Source organism: Bradyrhizobium sp. SMVTL-02 (assembly GCF_051853005.1).
In the GTDB taxonomy this organism is placed as follows: Bacteria; Pseudomonadota; Alphaproteobacteria; order Rhizobiales; family Xanthobacteraceae; genus Bradyrhizobium.
The window spans coordinates 8,129,981-8,147,570 of sequence record NZ_CP182469.1 but is presented as its reverse complement, the minus strand read 5'-3'; the positions used below and the strand labels follow the sequence as shown (position 1 = coordinate 8,147,570).

The 17,590-nt window shown below is 58.6% G+C and carries 9 protein-coding genes and 11 pseudogenes; 7 read left to right on the top strand and 13 right to left on the bottom strand.

Translation table 11 applies throughout. The annotated features are described in order from the left end of the window. Window positions 1-4: 4 nt before the first annotated feature. From ACNJYB_RS39035 to ACNJYB_RS39005, 7 genes and pseudogenes are all read right to left on the bottom strand, one after another. The gene (locus tag ACNJYB_RS39035) at window positions 5-865 is read right to left on the bottom strand and encodes a tyrosine-type recombinase/integrase (RefSeq protein WP_439368084.1); all 861 of its coding nucleotides are present in this window, start codon (window positions 863-865) and stop codon (window positions 5-7) included. Between the two features lie 141 nt (window positions 866-1,006). Further along, complete coding sequence (locus ACNJYB_RS39030; RefSeq protein ID WP_061882435.1) at window positions 1,007-1,273, bottom strand: helix-turn-helix domain-containing protein; 267 nt, start codon at window positions 1,271-1,273, stop codon at window positions 1,007-1,009. Window positions 1,274-1,475: 202 nt separating this feature from the next. Continuing rightward, window positions 1,476-1,897: pseudogene (locus ACNJYB_RS39025) on the bottom strand (integrase core domain-containing protein); the annotation flags it as partial. Between the two features lie 24 nt (window positions 1,898-1,921). Beyond that, entirely contained in the window at window positions 1,922-3,247 is a 1,326-nt protein-coding gene (locus tag ACNJYB_RS39020) for an IS5 family transposase (RefSeq protein ID WP_439371789.1), read from the bottom strand. A gap of 166 nt (window positions 3,248-3,413) precedes the next feature. Next, a pseudogene (locus ACNJYB_RS39015) lies at window positions 3,414-3,979 on the bottom strand (IS481 family transposase); the annotation flags it as partial. A gap of 56 nt (window positions 3,980-4,035) precedes the next feature. After that, window positions 4,036-4,257, bottom strand: a pseudogene (locus tag ACNJYB_RS39010) (transposase); the annotation flags it as partial. Window positions 4,258-4,357: 100 nt separating this feature from the next. Then, window positions 4,358-4,642: a DUF3892 domain-containing protein gene (locus ACNJYB_RS39005; protein ID WP_439371788.1), complete on the bottom strand. Its 285-nt coding sequence runs from the start codon at window positions 4,640-4,642 to the stop codon at window positions 4,358-4,360. A gap of 694 nt (window positions 4,643-5,336) precedes the next feature. Here ACNJYB_RS39005 and ACNJYB_RS39000 point away from each other — a divergent pair. The 3 genes and pseudogenes from ACNJYB_RS39000 to ACNJYB_RS38990 all read left to right on the top strand — a co-directional run bounded on the left by ACNJYB_RS39000 (window position 5,337) and on the right by ACNJYB_RS38990 (window position 8,173). Beyond that, window positions 5,337-5,693, top strand: coding sequence for a hypothetical protein (locus tag ACNJYB_RS39000; protein WP_439371787.1), 357 nt, complete (start codon window positions 5,337-5,339; stop codon window positions 5,691-5,693). Between the two features lie 298 nt (window positions 5,694-5,991). Then, window positions 5,992-6,909, top strand: coding sequence for a carotenoid biosynthesis protein (locus tag ACNJYB_RS38995; protein ID WP_439371786.1), 918 nt, complete (start codon window positions 5,992-5,994; stop codon window positions 6,907-6,909). Between the two features lie 233 nt (window positions 6,910-7,142). Next, window positions 7,143-8,173, top strand: a pseudogene (locus ACNJYB_RS38990) (IS110 family transposase). Window positions 8,174-8,877: 704 nt separating this feature from the next. Here ACNJYB_RS38990 and ACNJYB_RS38985 read toward each other — a convergent pair. Both ACNJYB_RS38985 and ACNJYB_RS38980 read right to left on the bottom strand, forming a co-directional pair. Further along, window positions 8,878-9,536, bottom strand: a pseudogene (locus tag ACNJYB_RS38985) (IS110 family transposase); the annotation flags it as partial. A gap of 89 nt (window positions 9,537-9,625) precedes the next feature. After that, window positions 9,626-9,823, bottom strand: a pseudogene (locus tag ACNJYB_RS38980) (IS3 family transposase); the annotation flags it as partial. Here ACNJYB_RS38980 and ACNJYB_RS38975 point away from each other — a divergent pair. Further along, window positions 9,820-10,306, top strand: a pseudogene (locus tag ACNJYB_RS38975) (IS110 family transposase); the annotation flags it as partial. The pseudogenes ACNJYB_RS38980 and ACNJYB_RS38975 overlap by 4 nt on opposite strands. A 22-nt stretch (window positions 10,307-10,328) precedes the next feature. Continuing rightward, window positions 10,329-11,127: pseudogene (locus ACNJYB_RS38970) on the top strand (IS110 family transposase); the annotation flags it as partial. 239 nt (window positions 11,128-11,366) lie between these two features. Here ACNJYB_RS38970 and ACNJYB_RS38965 read toward each other — a convergent pair. The 4 genes and pseudogenes from ACNJYB_RS38965 to ACNJYB_RS38950 form a co-directional block, all read right to left on the bottom strand. Next, window positions 11,367-11,630 (bottom strand): annotated as a pseudogene (locus ACNJYB_RS38965) (transposase); the annotation flags it as partial. 200 nt (window positions 11,631-11,830) lie between these two features. Next, a pseudogene (locus tag ACNJYB_RS38960) lies at window positions 11,831-12,848 on the bottom strand (IS110 family transposase). Window positions 12,849-13,172: 324 nt separating this feature from the next. Then, window positions 13,173-14,819: an extracellular catalytic domain type 2 short-chain-length polyhydroxyalkanoate depolymerase gene (locus ACNJYB_RS38955; protein ID WP_439371785.1), complete on the bottom strand. Its 1,647-nt coding sequence runs from the start codon at window positions 14,817-14,819 to the stop codon at window positions 13,173-13,175. Window positions 14,820-15,651: 832 nt separating this feature from the next. Next, window positions 15,652-16,412: pseudogene (locus tag ACNJYB_RS38950) on the bottom strand (IS5 family transposase). 194 nt (window positions 16,413-16,606) lie between these two features. On the opposite strand from ACNJYB_RS38950, the gene ACNJYB_RS38945 reads away from it, so the two are divergent. Beyond that, the gene (locus ACNJYB_RS38945; RefSeq protein ID WP_439371784.1) at window positions 16,607-17,089 is read left to right on the top strand and encodes a hypothetical protein; all 483 of its coding nucleotides are present in this window, start codon (window positions 16,607-16,609) and stop codon (window positions 17,087-17,089) included. Between the two features lie 109 nt (window positions 17,090-17,198). Then, complete coding sequence (locus ACNJYB_RS38940) at window positions 17,199-17,567, top strand: transposase (protein ID WP_439371783.1); 369 nt, start codon at window positions 17,199-17,201, stop codon at window positions 17,565-17,567. Window positions 17,568-17,590 lie beyond the last annotated feature (23 nt).

Sequence of the window (17,590 nt, the reverse complement as noted above, 5' to 3'; positions counted from 1 at the left end):
CCGCTCAGCCGGGCGGCACGACCTCCAGGCGGAGCCGGTCAAGCGGACTTGGCGTATTGCTGATGGTCTTTGTGGCGACTTGGGTATAGCGCGCCGTGCTCTGCAGACTGGCATGGCCGAGCAGCACCTGGATGATGCGCACGTCGGCCCCGTTCTCCAGGAGATGGGTCGCGAATGTGTGCCGCAGCGTATGCACTGTCACCGACTTGCTCAAGCCGGCCGCCGTACAGGCTGAACGGCAGGCGGCGTGCAGCACGTTAGGGACGAGCGGACGCTCGTCGTCGCGGCCGGGAAATAGCCATCGTTTGGGCCGAGTGAGCCGCCAATACGTCCGCAGAATCCTCAAAAGCTGCGGCGAGAGCATAACGTAACGGTCCTTGCCGCCCTTGCCGTGCTCGACCCGGATCAACATCCGCTGGCTATCAATGTCGACAACCTTCAAGAGGACCACTTCCGATACGCGCAAGCCTGCGGCATAGACGGTGGTCAGCGCGGTACGGCTCTTGAGGCTTGGGATTGCTTCCAGGAAGCGCACGACCTCGTCGGCGCTCAGCACCACCGGCAGTTTGCGCGGTTTACGCGCATAGGCGATGCGCTCCGGAACGGTGTCATGACCCAGCGTCACACCGTAGAAAAACCGCAGTGCGCAGACGATCTGGTTCAGCGCCGGCCAGGACATCCCCGTCGCAACCAGATGAACCTGGAAAGCACGGATATCCTCCAGGTCGAGGCGGTCAGGAGAACGACCGAAATATCGGCTCAACTTCGCTACGGCGTTGAGGTAGGATTGCTGCGTCGCCGGTGACAGATTGCGGACCGTCATGTCCTCGATCATGCGGCGGCGAAGTGGGCTGATCTCAGCCATCGGAAAACCTCCTGTCTAAAGGGTTGGGCTTCGAAAACCCGCAATCCTCTCAGACAGGAGGCAATCCTTGCTATGCCTCCCTACATGCCGCGCCAGCGGCTTCGTTCAATCCCCAACGATTCAGTAAGATGGGCTACCGCTCTAGAGAGACACGCGCTTGCGGCATTTAGACAATGTCTTTGCGGCTTTGGCGCGTTTGGAGGGCTGAACAACCAATTCGGATACATGAACACCCAGCGTTTCGGCGATGCGATCCAGGATATCAATTGTCGGATTTTTGGATTGGCGTTCAAGGCTAGCCAAGTAGGAGCGGTCAATCCCGGTCTCATAAGCCAGTTTCTCTTGCGAAATACCGCGATTCACGCGGAGCTGACGCACATTCAAGGCCACAAGCGCACGAGCTTTCATGCGCCAAGCATGTCATGGGCCCAGATACTTAAACCACTGGCTATAATCCAACTATTTTGTGGCCAGGCGGTGCCGCTATTGCTAGGCGTTTCGCCCGTTTCTGCACGGCTTCCCAACGGCGATCCCCGACGGGAGAATTGGAGAATTCAGCAATGCCAAGTTGATCAGGAAGTTTGGTGAGGTCCCATCCGACCTGAGTGCTCTAGGTGTTTAGTTCCGGCATTTGCTGGAGCGGGTTGAGTTTGAATGGTTCTGGCTGGGAAGTCCAGCATTTGCAAATGTATTCGTAGGGTGTGAGGCCATTCAGGGTCCTCAGCCGCCGAGCATAGTTGTAGGCGTTGATGAAGTCGGCGAGGTGAGCTTCGAGCTGATCGTGTCGATCGCAGTAATAGCGTTGGACGGTCGCTTCCTTGATCGTGCGGTTCATTCGTTCGAGCTGGCCATTGGTCCAGGGATTTGATCTTAGTCAGGCGATGCTCGATCCCGTTCTCCCGGCATGTCGAACATATGCGTCGCGTATCTTGCTGTTGGGCCGTCCGCATAGCGCGGTGTGAAGGTGAACTGGATCGCATTGTCGGTGAGAACCGTGTGGATCTTGTAGGGGACGGTCGCAATAGTCCCCCGTGAAGAACGCGGCCGAATGGCGTTTCAAGCGATCTTTTGGGCCGGGGCAAGCGCCAGGATGATGGCACGTAAGAGTCCTGCGAGCCATCGCAGCAGCAGTCCGAAGTTGTATCCGGCTGCGGCGAGAACAGCGTTGATGCGGTCACCAGCGCGGCCTTTGAGATAGTTGCGGTCCATGCGGTGCTCGGCCTTGACGTGGCCGATGACAGGCTCGACAGCCGCGCGACGTTTCATCTCGCGCCGGATGGTAGCCGTAACGCGGCGGACCTGACCCGAGATCCAGACCCTGAACCGATGCGGGTGGTTGTGGCCGCGGTACCCTTTGTCGACGTGGATGCGGCGGGCCTCCACGCCGGTGAGCTTCTCCATATCGGTGATCACAGGGCCGAGCGTGTGCCCGTCGAAGGGATTGCCATGCAGCGCCTTGGCATGGAGCACGAACTGCCCGCCCTTCGGAGACGTCACAGGGGTGGCAATACTGACCTTGCACCCGAACTCGTAAGGCGCGCGGGCTTTCCCCTTGCCGATGCACTCGACCTCAGGGGCATGTAACGCATAGACCTTCGGACCGCGCTGATGCTGATCCTGGCTGCGCACCTGCTGCGCTAAACCGAGCAGCGGGCCGAACCGCGCTTCCAGCACCGAATCGCCATCAATCTTGCGGCGGATGTCGCGGATGATCCGGCCAAGCCGTGTCCGCAGAAACTTGAGCTGGCGCCGGGCGCGTTTGAACTGGTGGGCGTGGGTATAGCGGCCGACCATGATGGCGGCGCGCTTGGCCAGGCGCAGATAGCTCTGGCGCAGCGGCACACGGTTGCGCTTGGCGAGCCCGACGAGCTTGATGATGGCCCGATGCATCAGCCGTGCATCGGTCGGATGCGCAACTGCCTTGGGCTGCACTGTGGTATCGACCACCACCCGCTCCAGGTCCTTGGCGCCGATCGCGCCAGTCTTGTGCGCCACCGACAGACTTTCCTGAATTAGCGCGACGAGTTGCTCCTCCCCGAGCCGATGACGCCAGCGTGTCATCGACGATCGATCGAACGGCAGCCGGTGGCAGAAGCTCAATTCGCCGCAGAAGTATTGGTAGTAGGGATTCTCGATCCAGCGGGCGCACAGCACCTCATCCGACAGGTTGTGCATGTGCTTCAGAATGAACAGGCCGGCGACAAGCCGCGTCGGCAGGCCAGGCTGCCCCGACCCCGCCTGGCACACCGAACCAAAGCGCTCATCCAGAAACTTCCAGTCGATCAGCGCCGCCAACCGAACCAGCGGATGACCCATGTCGATGATCTGATCCAGCGCCGGAAGCAGCAGGTCTTTCTGGCGATCATCCCGCGGTTTGCTCATCGCATTCCCCAATGTCGACGACGCCGTCAGGGAATCACGAATCGCTCAAGAGCAAAATCCCAAAACGCAAGAAAGCCAGGTACAACACCCAGCTTTCCTGCAAAATCGAATACTTTACCGAGACAAATTCTGTCTATCTGTCAGGTGGATCTGCATTCTTCACGGTGGACGCAATAAGAGCTTCGAGGAAGGCCGCGGCCGAGGTCCTTCCCGTTTTCCTGGCCAGTTGCATGAGCGCGAACTTGCTGGTGCGATCGATTGCGACGTAGAGGTAGAGCTTGCCTTCGGCGGTCTGGAGCTCGGCGATGTCGATATGGAAGTAGCCGATCGGATAAGCCTTGAACTTCTTCTTCGAGGGCTTGCCACCCCCGACTTCCGGCAATCGGCTGATGCCGTGACGCTGGAGGCAGCGATGCAGGGATGACCGCGTCAGATGCGGGATAGTCGGCTGCATAGAGGCAATCGTCGAGTGGCAGCAGCGTATGCTGCCGGAAAGCAACGATGATCGCCTCCTCCTCGATGGAAAGGACAGTCGACTTGGCTTCCTTGGGGCCAGTCGAACGATCGGTGACTGTCTCGCGCTGCTTCCACTTCGCGACTGTCTTCTGGTTGATCCCGTAGCGCCTTGGCGAGACCTCTCAGGCTCTCTTGACTGTTTTGTATTGCTCGACGGACTGCCTCCCTCGTGGTGGCGCAGTCGTATAAATCTGTCCCAAAGCGCTTCCTTCGAATCGTGCGACGAAGGATGCACCATCAAAGTCTGAGACTAAACACCCCCCAGGCCAAATGTCGCCGGCCAGGCGGCGCTTGCCGGCCTCGAGAAACTCCTTGGACCAGCCGTAATACATCGAGGCGGCAATGTCTTCTCGGCGACAAAGCTCGGAGATGTTCTCCTCGCCGCGCAATCCTTCCAGCACGATGCGGATCTTCACTTCCGCCGAATACTGCCGGCGGGTCTGGCGCCGAATGTCCTTTGGTACTTGGTCTGCCGACGCTTTTCTCTGCTTCATCTTCGCTTCTGGTGGCTACGATGAACCAGAACTCCTCCCTCCGCAAAATCCCCCTGTTTCTCACAGGCCCTGACGGCGAACAATCTCGGATGGACAAGGATCACGGACACTCAGCGAGTGAAAGAAGATTGTCTGGCTGAATGCCGTCTGCTGTCGTCTTGATGTACTTGTGCCCTTTGTGTTTGGCCACGATCAAACCAGCAGTGAGCCCGTCTTCCTGGACATAGAATTCCCGCGCGCCGCTTTCGATGTCTCTGATCGTCTGAACGACAGATTGCTCCCAGTGACTTCCGTTCGAATATACCCCGCCGACGCTGCTAATTCTCTCGTGTGGAATCGTCCTGTCGGTCTTACCGATGCAACGAACGCGTGCGAGTCTGGCCACGGGGATCTCTTCTTCCGCATGCAAAAGGAGCAACAAGGTTAGCGTTCAGCGGCGGACCATGCCGCCGACCAATTCAGGTAGGTGCCCCGGTTACTTGTCTGCGCCATTATCTGATGGCGCCTCGGGAATATGTCTCAGGAGCAAAGGTGGCCGGCCACAGTCTTCATAGGCGGGGCTGGCCACCGGCGGCTGCGACGCCACCTTACAAGGTAGTAAAGGCTAACGAATGCACACATTCGAGCGGCACATCACGTCCCTGCGGTCGCAAGCGCTTGCGGTGCTTGCTGCCAATCAGGCTCTTGCGGTCGATCCGCTGTTGAGCCTGGCAGATCGCCAAGTCGCGACGTTTAATGCCGAGGAGGCTCAGGAAGTGTTGGGCATCCTCGATTGCGTGAAACGCGACCCCGGGCCCGAGGAGGCACGGAAGATCGCTGCGCGCATACGGACTCTTCTAGAGGGGGACGTGTGCGTGCCAACAAATGTCTCGCCTCCACATCAGCGCCGAAGGAGTTCGGCTAGGTAGCTCTCTGGCAATTCACGTCCTGTTGGGTATCCGCTTAAGCGATCCCGATTGAGCAAGTGCTACCAAATGAGATAGGTTCGGTATGTTGCCGCTTGTGGTACTTTCCGGAAGCCTCTTGGTCGGATCTAGACCACGCAGCGCTGCGATCCTGTTCAGATGGGGAGACGTTGAATGCCCGCGAGAAGCCCCGAATACGAGAAACGCGAACGAAAGACAGATCCGGAGCTCGAACAGGCCGCCCAGGCATCAACCTCTGGAGCGGCTGGCACTACGCACGATGTTGGAGAATCAGCGAGGGCCGCATCAAGCCATTCATTTGCGCCTCCAGAATGGAAAATATCTCTCGAAGAGACAACAGACCTGTTCGCTGCGGCATTGAAGGAGGGGGCAAAGCTGGCTGCTTCCTCTCTGCACGCTCAAACCAATCTTCTGAAAACTCTTGCCAATTCCAAAACTCCCTCGGGAGTAATGAAGTGCCATCTGGATTTCGCGGAGCGGCTCTGGTCGAAACCGTTCAGCGAAGGCTGAGAGACAAGATGGCCGGTCCGTCATCTGTAGCAAGGTAAGCAATTCGCCAAGTGCCAAATTGGGTCGATCGCGCACTATTCCCTCCGAGGTGAACAAACTTTCGGCGCGGCGATTATTCTTATACCTGACTATCCGCGCGCATACGCTTGGGAGACTAAGGAAAGAAAAGATCTCTTCGGCAAGATTCACAGGTTCAGAAGAGACCAAGCAGTGCCATTTTCTTGCAATAGATAGGGTGGATAGTCAACGCAACTGCGTTGCCGTTGATTGCTCGCTCAGCCGACGGAAACGATGCGCAATGACGTTAGATAATGTTGCGCGCAGCAGATTCTGGGCGCGGCAGGAGCCCGCGCTTTGGTTGGCCATCGCTGGCATTCTTGCTGCGGCAATTGGGTTTTCCTGGAATCCAACCCCGCTTGCGCAAGCGCTCGCGGCGATTTTCATTGGCTGCGCGCTGGTCCATGCCACTTTTGACTATGGTCCACGGCGAGCCTTGGTCCTGTTCGTTGCTTGCAATGCAATTGCATTTGCGATGGAGAATCTCAGCACCGCCACGGGCTTTCCATTCGGCGTCTATCATTTCGAGGTAGGACCGAACTTGTCGCACGTCGGCTTGATTCCGATTATTGTGGGACCGCTATGGTTCGGAGCCGGTTATTTTTCCTGGGTAGTCGCGTCGGTTCTGCTTGATGGCGCCGACCGTCAGCTCCATCGCCTTTTCAACTTGATCGCCCTGCCCGTCGTCGCTGCGTTCGTGATGACCCAATGGGATCTTGTGATGGATGCCCCCAACGCGACAATCGCCAAGGTCTGGATATGGCACGACGGCGGTGGGGTATTCGGTGTTCCTCTCTCCAACTATCTTGGTTGGCTTCTTACCTCATGGCTGATTTTTTACGCCTTCGCGCTCTATCTCCGCCGTAGCTGCCTCCAGCCGTATCCAAGGATGAGCCCTAAGCTACCAGCGATTGGCATCCTTTTTTACGTAAGCGCCGGCCTCACACATATCGTGCCATGGATAATTGGACAAACAGGTCGAGCGGTCGACGCCAGGGGGTATAGCTGGCAGGTTCAGGACATCCGCGAAGCCACCGTGGCGATCCTGCTGCTGACGATGGTCTTCACGGCTGCGCTGGCAGCAATGCATCTCGTGCGCCAAACTATTTGGAACAGCCGGCCAACTGCGTCAAGTCGAAAGAGCGCCGGCACCGATTGAGTAGCTAGCTGAATTGCGCGACCTATAATTCCGCTCAAGGCGTGATGGCAACTTCATCATTACTGTTCCGCCGGAGCTCGGTTGATGGTCATCGCAACCTTTGCTCCGATTCAAAGGCGTTCTGTGTCGCGGCGAACCGAACATCGACGAAGACTTATGATGGGGTGGACGCCCCGCCGACGGCATCGATGCGCCAAAGTGGAGGTGTTTAGCACGACTTAAGGGAGGCATCCGTGGCGGAGGTTAGCATAATCGGTCTGGATATCGCCAAACATGTTTTCCACGCTCATGGAGCGGACGGGAACGGGCGAATGTATTCAGCAAACGGATTACTCGGGGAAAACTACTGGACTTCTTTGCAGCCCAGCCGAGTTGTACCGTCGCGTTGGAAGCGTGTGGCGGTGCTCATCACTGGGCTCGCCAGCTCACTCAGCTTGGCCAACCGGTGCGGCTGATCCCGCCAGCCTACGTAAAGCCGTTCGTAAAGCGACAGAAGAACGACGCGATCGATGCCGAGGCGATTTGTGAAGCCGCTCAGCGGCCCAGCATGCGGTTCCTAGCCGTTAAGAGCAAAGAGCAGCAGGCGGCCGACCTGGCGTTTAGAACCCGTGATCTGCTAGTGCGGCAGCGAACTCAGCTCATCAACGCGGTCCGGGGACACCTCACGGAATATGGTTGGGTCGCGCCCAAGGGGCCGTCGCATGTGGCGATGCTCGCCGACCTGATCGAGGAAGAAGAGATGGTTAATTCGCTTCCCGTGGAGGCCCGCGCCATGTTCCGAGTGATGCTAGACCTGCTAGACAGCCTGAACGGCAAGATTGAGGATCTCGACAACGAGATCGCTAGGCGCGCTCGGGAAGATGAAGCATCCCGCAGGCTAATGACGATCCCAGGTATCGGCCCAATCTCAGCCACTGCGATCGTCGCCTTAGCCCCGCCAGCCGACACTTTGCCAAGGGGCGTGACTTCGCCGCCTGGTTAGGTCTCACGCCTCTTCAAAGATCGACAGGCGGCAAGCAGAAGCTCGGTGCAACTTCCAAAATGGGCGAACGCACGCTCAGACGCCTGCTCATCATCGGCAGTAGCGCCGTCGTAAAGCAGGCAAGCAAGCGGGGGCGCCGAAGGGTTCTCGGCTCGAACAGATGCTGGCTCGCAACCGCGCATGCTTGTAACAGTCGCGTTGGCCAACAAGACAGCGCGGATCGTCTGGGCGCTGCTTCTGAAGCAGGAGAATTACAGAGCTCCGGTCGCTGCCAAGGCGTGACCTTGGCGGACCTGAGGTCGTCCGAGATGTAGTCGGTCGAAGGTAGGGTATGACGCAACAGTCGGCGAGACGAAGCCGGAAGAACCAGGCGTACTCACCGTGCCTAGAGCACGCATTATGATTTGGTTCCGGTCTGCGAACTCCCATACGGGCCAGCAGCTTCATCGGCGTAGGCCGGCAGAGGGCAATGGTGCAACAACAGGCGATGAACCCTTGGGACGAAATCCCGAAACGAGTGAAGCTACTGCCCCCAATGCGCTCAAGCGCGTAAACTTGATTTGGTTTCTCGTTCCGCGATCTCATCGAGGCCAGCGGCCATATTGTGCCGCGCGCAAAAAGCTCTTGCCTCGCGGGCCGTTCCACATATGGGGGCAAGATCATACTCGAGACGCACCGCTGCCACAGATGCATGGTCACTCCTACCGCATCGAACTAGTTCACGAGTGCGGGTCTTGTCATCCCCAGTGCGCCAGAATGGCTCCGAGGCTCATGGTTCCTCTCCGTTATACTCGACCCAACAGTCGGCGGTCTCGAAGAACCTATGGTATACGCGGGCGCCACATGAGAAGGTGCCCTACTCTCTCGTTTCTCGGTCACCCGCCGCGTACTCATCTGTGGAAGCCCCGCAAGATGCAAACGATTTTTGAAGAAGAGCGGCACGTAGTCGGATGCTGCCATCTGTCCGGCCCTTTGATGGTGCGGCCGCCAGGGATTGTGGTCAACCGACGCATGTCCTCGTCGCGCTTGGCCTCCACGACGATTGCGCGCTCGAGCCTCTCGATCTGGTCGGCTGAAGCTTCAATCTGGTCGGCAATAGCCGTCAGCGCGAAACGCGCTGCTGCGGGCAGGCGGGCATCTGTCTCATCCCGTATGATTGCGACCAGCGCCTCAACCTTCGCCAGGCCGGCGGTGGCGATGATGCCAATTCTGCCAGATGCGCGCGCAACGCGTTGACCGCCTGCGTTCGCTGCCGCACTAGAAGAGCGCGGGTCTTCAGCACCATCGCGGCAGCCTATTGCTCAGCCGTCTTAATCGGCACGAAGCGCATGGTCTTTCGGGTCACCGCTTCGCTGATGGCCTCCGCGTCCGCCCCATCCGTCTTACCACGCTTGACGAAGGGTTTGACATAAGCCGGCGGAATGAGCCGGACCTCATGACCGAGAGCTACGATCTCGCGTGCCCAATAGCGGGCGCTACCGCATGCTTCCATTCCCACCAGGCATGATGGCAGCTTCTCAAAGAAACGCAGAACTTCGCTGCGCCGTAGCTTCCGGTTGAACACGGGTGAGTCCTCGGCATCCGCCCCGTGAACCTGGAAAACGTGCTTGGCCAGATCGAGCCCGATGGTGATAACCTGTTTCACGGAACGGTCCCTCCTTTGTGGCGTTCGAACAACGACCACGTTCTAGCACTTTGATGCTGTTGGAGCGGGCCGTTCCACCACATCAAGTTTTATCCAGTCCTGAGTTCGCCGCGGCTGTTGGATTTGCTCGGTTGGGCGGTGGTAGCGACGGGAGCTGGCGCGGAGCCCTCGGCATAGCGCAGCGCCAGATCCCGGCGGGGATGGCAGGTCAAGGCGAACTCGGACGGCGTCTTCCATCCGAGCCGCGAGTGTGGTCGTGCATCGTTGAAATCGGCCCGCCAGCATCGCGACAATTGGGTTGGACATTTCGAAGCACGTCTTTCACGTCCATGCAGTTGATGGCCATGGCCAAGTGGCCGGTCGCCTACGCCTCCGGCGAGGCGAGATCGTGTCGTTCTTCTCCTCGCTCGCACCTTGCCTGGTCGGCATTGAGGGCTGCGCGACTGCTCACCACTGGGCGCGGGAAGATTCGGCAGTTGGGACACGATGTGAGATTGATCCAATCAGCCTATGTTAAACCCTACGTACGAAGAGGAGCCCAGAATGACGCCGCTGACGCGGCCGCGATCTGCCAAGCGGTCACCCGTCAATATGCGTTCGTTCTAATCAAGAGCGTCGAGAACCAGGGCTTCTTGATGCTTCATCGTGCAAGAGGCTTGCTGGTCCGCCAACGCACCATGACAGCTTGCGCCATTCGGGCTCACTTTGCTGAGTTCGGAATCATTGTCGGGCAAGGCCGGCAACGGGTGGATGGTCTGGCGGACTTGTTGGATGACGAGGAACTGACGCTACCCCGCGCAATTCGTGAAGCCCTACGTGAAGTCAAACAAGAACGATATCATCGACGCTGAGGCGATCGCTGAGGCCGCGACGCGACAGACAATGCGCTTCGTCGCCGTGAAGGAGGAGGACCAAGTCGATCTTCAAGCGCTGCATCGGATCCGTGAGCAGATTGTCGGCTCGAGGACACGCCTGATCAATCAGATGCGGGCTTTCTGCCTCGAGTACGGCGCACCTTTGCGTCAGGGTGTCGGAATATTCAAACTCGAGTTGCCGCGCGCTTTGAATGACGAAGGAAACGATTTGTCACCAGTGATGCGTCGCCTGGTGGGCGATCTTTTCGCTGATCTCCGCTGCCTCGAAGAACGGATCCGCGAAGTGACACAGGAGATCGAAGCGGTCGCCGATCGAGAGGACGTCACACGCCGGCTGATGACAATCCCTGGTATCGGCGCATTGGGTGCGACCGCTGTACTTGCCGCGATCGGTGATGGGCTGCAGTTTCGCAAGGCCCGCGACCTTGCTGCCTGGCTGGGGTTAGTGCCCAGGCAATACTCGACAGAGGTTGCTTGGCGTCAGCAAACGCGGCAACCGTCATGTGAGAACACTTTTAGTGCATGGCGCGCGATCTTGCTTCCGGCATTTGGACCGGACGCGCGATCGCCTAGGAAACTGGCTCGACGGGCTGCAGGCTCGGATGCATCCGAACAAGGCCGGCGTCGCCCTAGCGGCCAAGATGGCCCGAATTGTCTGGGTGGTCTTGAACAAGCCTGGAGCTCTCTACGAACGCAGAGATCCTGCTTTCACCTGACGCTTCTGGCTTCGATTGCAAGGCTCGGGAACAGTGATGACGAAACAGTGGATCAACATGCCGTAAGCCCTGTGCAAAAAAGCGGGCTTCGTGCCCGAACCATTTATTGGGAACGGCGTGCGCGGATCTCATCATGGCCTGGCTGCAACCGCAGTCCACTCGCGAGAGGCCGGATACATTTATGCAACTGGAAGCGTCATTTTTGCTGTTACGAACCCTTGCGCGGACGGGGCGGACCATACATTCTTTCCCAGCAAGTCCTTCAGCGCGACATTGTCGAGCATGGCATCCGCCAGCAGCCGCTTCAGCCGCGTGTTCTCATCCTCCAGTGCCTTCAGCCGCTTAGACTCCGACACCTCCATCCAGCCAAACTTGGCTTTCCATTTGTAGATGCTGGCGTCGCTGACGCCGTGCTTCCGGCACAGATCGGCAACCGACACGCCAGCCTCGTGCTCCTTCAAAGTCCCGATGATCTGCTTCTGTATTCGGTCTGCTTCTGTCAATCCCTCAAGAGCGCGTGCCGCGGGTACCTTGCTTCTGTTCGTGGTCGGCAAAGCCGCCACACGATGGGATTCGGTTGAATGGTCGGTTCAAGCTCTTCGGCGTAGTCAGCCGCCTGGAGGGCGGACGTCACGACAGATCATACGAACTCGACCATCCCCACGCCCCGCGACGGGCGTCTCTTGGGATGGCGATGGCGTCCTTACGCCACCGCCGTCCATCGGAATTCGGTTCCATCAACCCACATTCGGTGAAGGACGACAGCCATCTTTCTGGCCAGCGCGACCTTCGCTCGCTTGCTTCCTTGCCGGTGGGCAACACGCACCGCCCAAGCCTTCATCGGAGACCATCGGGTTGATGGCCTGAGAACAACGTTGGCAGCTTCGAACAGGGCTGTGCGCGTCTCTCCATCTCCGACTTTTGTGATCCGTCCCACCCGATCAAGCTCGCCAGATTGGTATCGCCGGGGCGTTAACCCCAGATAGGCACCGACGGATTGGGAATGCAGGAATCGCCTCGGATCGTCCACAGTGGAGCGGAAGGTCAACGCAGAGACCGGGCCGATCCCGGCATTGTCATCAAGAGCCGACAAGCCGGGTCACTGCGCACGGCCTTCAGAACCAGACGATGCAGTCGGCCGTACTCCCGCATCAGCGCTTCGCGTCCGGCAAGCAGCGGATTCATGATCGCCTCCAGCAAGTCGTCATCGCCGACCAACTCACGAACTCGCGTCGCGAACAGACTCCGCGAGACGACTCCGACTTTGAGACCGAGCGGACGCAGAAGTCCGCGGATGACTTGCTCTGCGGCAGCGATGGAGCGGATGATATGCTTGCGAGCCGCGGCCAGCGTCCGGGCCCTTTGACTGCCGATGCTCTTGACGTGAACAGGCTTGAACCATCCCGTTCTCACCACCTGCGCGATCCCACGGGCGTCATTCCGATCGGTCTTCACCGGCATGGCCGAAAGTGCCGCCTTAACCTGGCGGGCTTCCAAACTGACGGCCGGCGGCCCAGTTCGATTAGATTTGCGGTCAGCCATTCTGACGTCGGTCCTGCCTCAAGGCCCACCCGTTGAACTTGACCAGCCCATGGTTCGAGGTACTGCACAATCGATGGCGCATCCGCCAAGGTGGTTCCCTCCCGGATAAGCTTTCCGGTCTCGTCCACCGCACATACCGCAGCGGAATTCAGCAAAACATCGAGGCCGACGTAGATCATGACTTTTCTCCTTCGGATGGAGTTGGTCCATGATCGTCAGCCAAAACGTGCCGCGCAGCAAATAGGTCAGACGATCGGGACCGAATACCCCATCTCTTCCGAAAAGCGGCTGCGCTTCATGCTCTGGTCCTTGTCGTCGGCCAGAACGAACTTCAAACTGGATTATGCCCGTGGGGCAAGGTCAACGCCCACTTCATAAAAGATCTCAGTTAGCTTAAACGTCCCCGCGGAGCGTCTCCACGCCTGGAAGATGAGATTGCCAGGATTGGCACGGCGCCGATGCGAACCGGCCTCTCGTCGCAGGCGGTAGAGGCCAAGAGTCTTCTATTGGGTCACCGGGCAAGTCCCCGGATGCTTGCAGCGTGGAGGCGTCGAGCGCGTGGTCGCGCTGGCCTCCTCGGACGCGGGTCCTTCTGCTCCATTGAGAACGGCCGAGACGCGCCAGCGATATGTTGTTTGCGGCCTAAGATCGGAATCGCCGAAGCTAGCTCCTGCAACCTCGCCGATCCTCTGAAATGTGTCATCAGGGCCTGCACGCAGCACGCGGTAAGTCGATGCTCCTGCCAGCGGCGACCAGACCAGATCAACGCTAGTATCCGAAGCATCGATCACCGTGAGCCCCTGAGGTGCTGATGTCAATTGCCGCGTCGCGCTGACCGGCGTCGCGCCATCGGCCGCGAGCGCGTCGAGCATGGCTTTGATCGCTTGGATCTGCGCCCCAGACGTCGTCACGTAGCTGCTCGTGTGATTGACGTAGCCCCACCAGTCCCAGCAGGCCTGCGGATTGGTGGGCCGATATAGGCTGGTCCTGGTCTGTGGATAGAGAATGATTAAATGGTTCGTATCCGCCCAGGCATTGTAGCCGGTATCATTGACAAACTTGAGCCCGATCTCGCGGGCGTTCTGGCGGCATCCGTGCAGCGCCACGTGGACACGGCAGAGGGCGCCTTGCTCGCAGTCCTGAGGCACGAAGAGATAGCCGGTATCACTCAGGCTCAACGCGGCGGGCGCCTGCGGCCTGGTATAGAGTGACTGATCGAAGCTCTTCACGACGCCCGCGAGCTGCCCGCGATTAGGTGGATTGAGGCGGCCATAAATATGCTGCAGGATGATTCCGGCCTGATCGTAGCCGCATTGGTCAATATACGGTTCCTTGTTAGCACTGCAGCTATTCAGTCCGGTGTCGCCCTGCTTGGCCACCACGAAGGAGTGCCCGGCGCCGAGGACGGTCTGATAGAAGAGATTGCCTCGATTGGCGTCACCTAGATAGCGACGGTAGAAGTCGGCAGCCGCGTCGGTGACGGCCCTATCGACGACCGCGTCGTTGTAGCCGTGAAAGAGGTAGATCTTCTGCCCGGCAAGGTTACTATCCGGATCGATCTTGCCTGCTGACGCGTTCGCATCAGCCTTCGTCGTGAACGCCGTGATGTTCAGGCCCGATGCAGGCCCTTTCATGCACGGACCCGTCGCACGCCACATCTTGGCCTCAGCGCACCAATAGGGACCGCCAGCGACCACCCCCACTCCCTTGACGATCGAGGACCAGGCTGTGCCGAACTGGACTGCCATGAAGGCGCCTGACGAAATGCCGGAGATCGAGCTCTCGCCGATCGGCGCGTGATAGCTGCGCAGTGCCAAGGGCTCGGCAGAGAGCGGCGACATTCCAACGACCGCGGCACAAATGGCGCCGATAGCGTGTTGCCGCAAGATGGCCAAGCCCCTGAAAAACGTGCTAATCGAACCGACGGGCAGTCTCCGGTGTTCATGTGAAAACGCGCCATCGGAACAAGAAATCGCTCGCCAGTTCGGAAAAGGATTCTGCAGATTACCATAGTCGACCGTCTGCCTGCCGTCCCGCGGCAGCGCCGACGTGATGATCGTGTCGGGCTGGTCCGGCTCCGAGGCAACACGCGTGAGGAGCGACCCGTTGAGCATCCGTCCGCTTTGATTGGTCAGTTTCTGGTAGGCCATGTCTGATCTCCTTCATCTGGTCAGACGTTCCCGGACGCCGCCAGGAATACGGGGGATAGGTGCTGGTGAAGGAAATTCATGACAGGCGATCAATGCGCACGACGAATTTGAGCTAGGATACCGAAGCTGGTTTCCAGGGTTTCGCCAGCCGAAAACCACTAGCTGGATTATGATGCGAGTAGAATCCCAGCTGATGGCCGGCCTCTGCCCCAATGAACTGGCAGGCGTTTGGAGCATGGTGGCATTCTACGCAGCCAAACCCGATGCCGACATCAGTGGCCGCTTCGCTTGGCACTCCTTATCAACGGTTCCCTAATGCAAGATGATCGATCCTTTTAACCAATCCTAGTTTGATTCGTTGAACCTTCCACCCGCCAAGACTTGTAGGGTTCAACCTACCCTGTTGAGTTCAGCTTGCCTGCCGTGCTTGGCGTCGATTCAAGTCGTTGGAGGAGATGCCGTCAAAATTGTACATCGGTATGCTGGCCAACTGCACAGTTATTCATAAGACCGTCGTCTGATTGCGGGATTTGCAAGCGACCTTCACGCACGCTTTTCAGAATCCAATCCTTGTTGCGAGGTTCTACGAGCCGCTTCGCTCCGGCCGAGAGCACTTGGAGAAGGCGATAGGCTTTGGTCGTGGGTGAGGTCGAATGTATTCAGCTTCCAAATGCTTGTTCGTGAGATTGAAGCCGAGCGCGAAAAGATAACGGCGGAAATTGTAGCGGCCGAGCAGCGGTGACCTGGTGATCGCACGAGAGACGATTTTGCTCGGGGCAGTTGTCGTTGGGCATAGCACGCGGCTTGCTGCATTTTGTACTAGGGCTCGGACTCAATTGATCCAATAGGCAGCGATGGCGGCGAGATGGATGGCAGCCAAGAAGTTCCTGGCTAGTTTGTCGTAGCGAGTTGCGACACGCCTGAAATCCTTGAGGCGGCAGAAACAGCGCTCGATGACGTTGCGCCCCTTGTAGGCGCGTTTGCTGAAGCTGTGGAGAGTGACCCTGTTGGATTTGTTTGGAATGACAGGCTTGGCACCACGATCGACGATTTCGGCTCGAAAGCCGTCGCCGTCGTACCCTTTGTCGCCAATGAGGGCAGACATGGGTGGCGCGAGTTCCAAAAGGGCTGGCGCTGCGGCAATATCAGCGTCCTGGCCTGGAGTGAGATGAAATGCGCAAGGTCTGCAGTCAGGGTCGCTCAGCGCGTGGATTTTCGTGGTCCGCCCGCCGCGCGAGCGGCCGATCGCTTGTTCATGCTCCCCCCTTTTCCGCCGCTCGCCGAGCGATGCGCTTTGATCGTGGTGGAGTCGATGGACAAAGTCACGCCGTCTTTGCCGCAGCGGGCGAGCGCTTCAAAGATCGCCCGCCAATGTCCGCGCTTGGCCCAGCGATTGAAACGATTGTAGATCGTCGTGTACGGACCATAGTCGGGCGGGCAATCGCGCCAGCGTGCGCCGCACTGAAGCATGTGAATGATACCGCTGATGACGCGTCGATCGTCATCGCGCACCGGTCCGGTCTGGTTCGTTGGCAGATGCGGCTCTATCAGAGCCCATTGCTTGTCGTTGAGCCAGAACAGTCCCTTGCGCATCGAAGTCCCCCGCGTGGAATCAACCCGCTGCGAGGGAATCACAGTTCGCTAATTAGGTACAGACCCTAATGTTTGTTTGATCGTAAGACCGTATGTCTTTTCTGGTATGCCGGCGGTGAGGTGGTTCGCCCTACACTGGCGGTGTTGAACGAGGGTTGCTCAAGGGGCCTATCCTCACGCCAGGAGGACGAACTGTGGAAGACAACAACGCCCTTTTCGTAGGTTTGGATGTTTCCAAAGATCGACATGCAGTTGCGGTTGCCGAGAGCGGGCGCAACGGCGAGGTTCGCTATCTGGGGGAAATATCTTCTGACAACGCGTCGGTAGGACGGCTCGTCCGCAACTTCGCGCGTTTGAGATTTTGCTATGAGGCTGGGCCGACGGGATATGGGCTGAAGCGAGAGATCGAAACACTTGGCCATGAATGTGCTGTCATTGCCCCGTCGCTGATTCCACACAAGCCCGGTGATCGGATCAAAAACAAACCGCCGGGATGCCGAGAAGCTTGCCCGCTTGTTCCATGCCGGCGAACTGACGAGATCTGGACTCCAGACGCAGCGCATGAAGCTATGCGTGACTTGATCCGTGCGCGGGAGGCTGCAGTGAAGGATCGGACCCGCAAACGACAGGAGATCCGATCCTTTCTGTTGCGACATGGCAAGATTTTCCCGGCTTGAAAGCCTGGGGAACGAAGTACTGGATGCACGGACTCAGCTTTGCGTATTCGGGCCAGCAGACTGTCCTGCAGGAGTTGATCGTCGCGGAGTCGCAGTGCGGGAAAGAGTATTGCGTTTGGAAAAGGCAATCGCAGACAGCATGCTCGACTGGCCGCTTACACCGGTGGTCGAACGTTTGCAGGCTTTGCGCGGGGTCCGGCTCATTTGCGCGGCGACCTTCATGGTTGAGGTTGGTGACGTCCGCCGCTTTAGGAACCCGCGGCAATTAATGGTCTATCTCGGCCTTGTACCTTCGGAACGCTCGACCGGTGATGCCGTACGCCGTGGTGGCATCACCAACACTGGAAATGCCAGAGTGCGCCGGGTTTTAGCTGAGACCGCCTGGACTTACCGCTATCCGGCCAAGTTAGGGAAACGAAAGTACTTCGCAAGCCGGCACATGCCTGAGGTCGTGCGAGAGATCGCATCGAAGGCCTAGACCTACGTTCGCCCTCTGAGGTG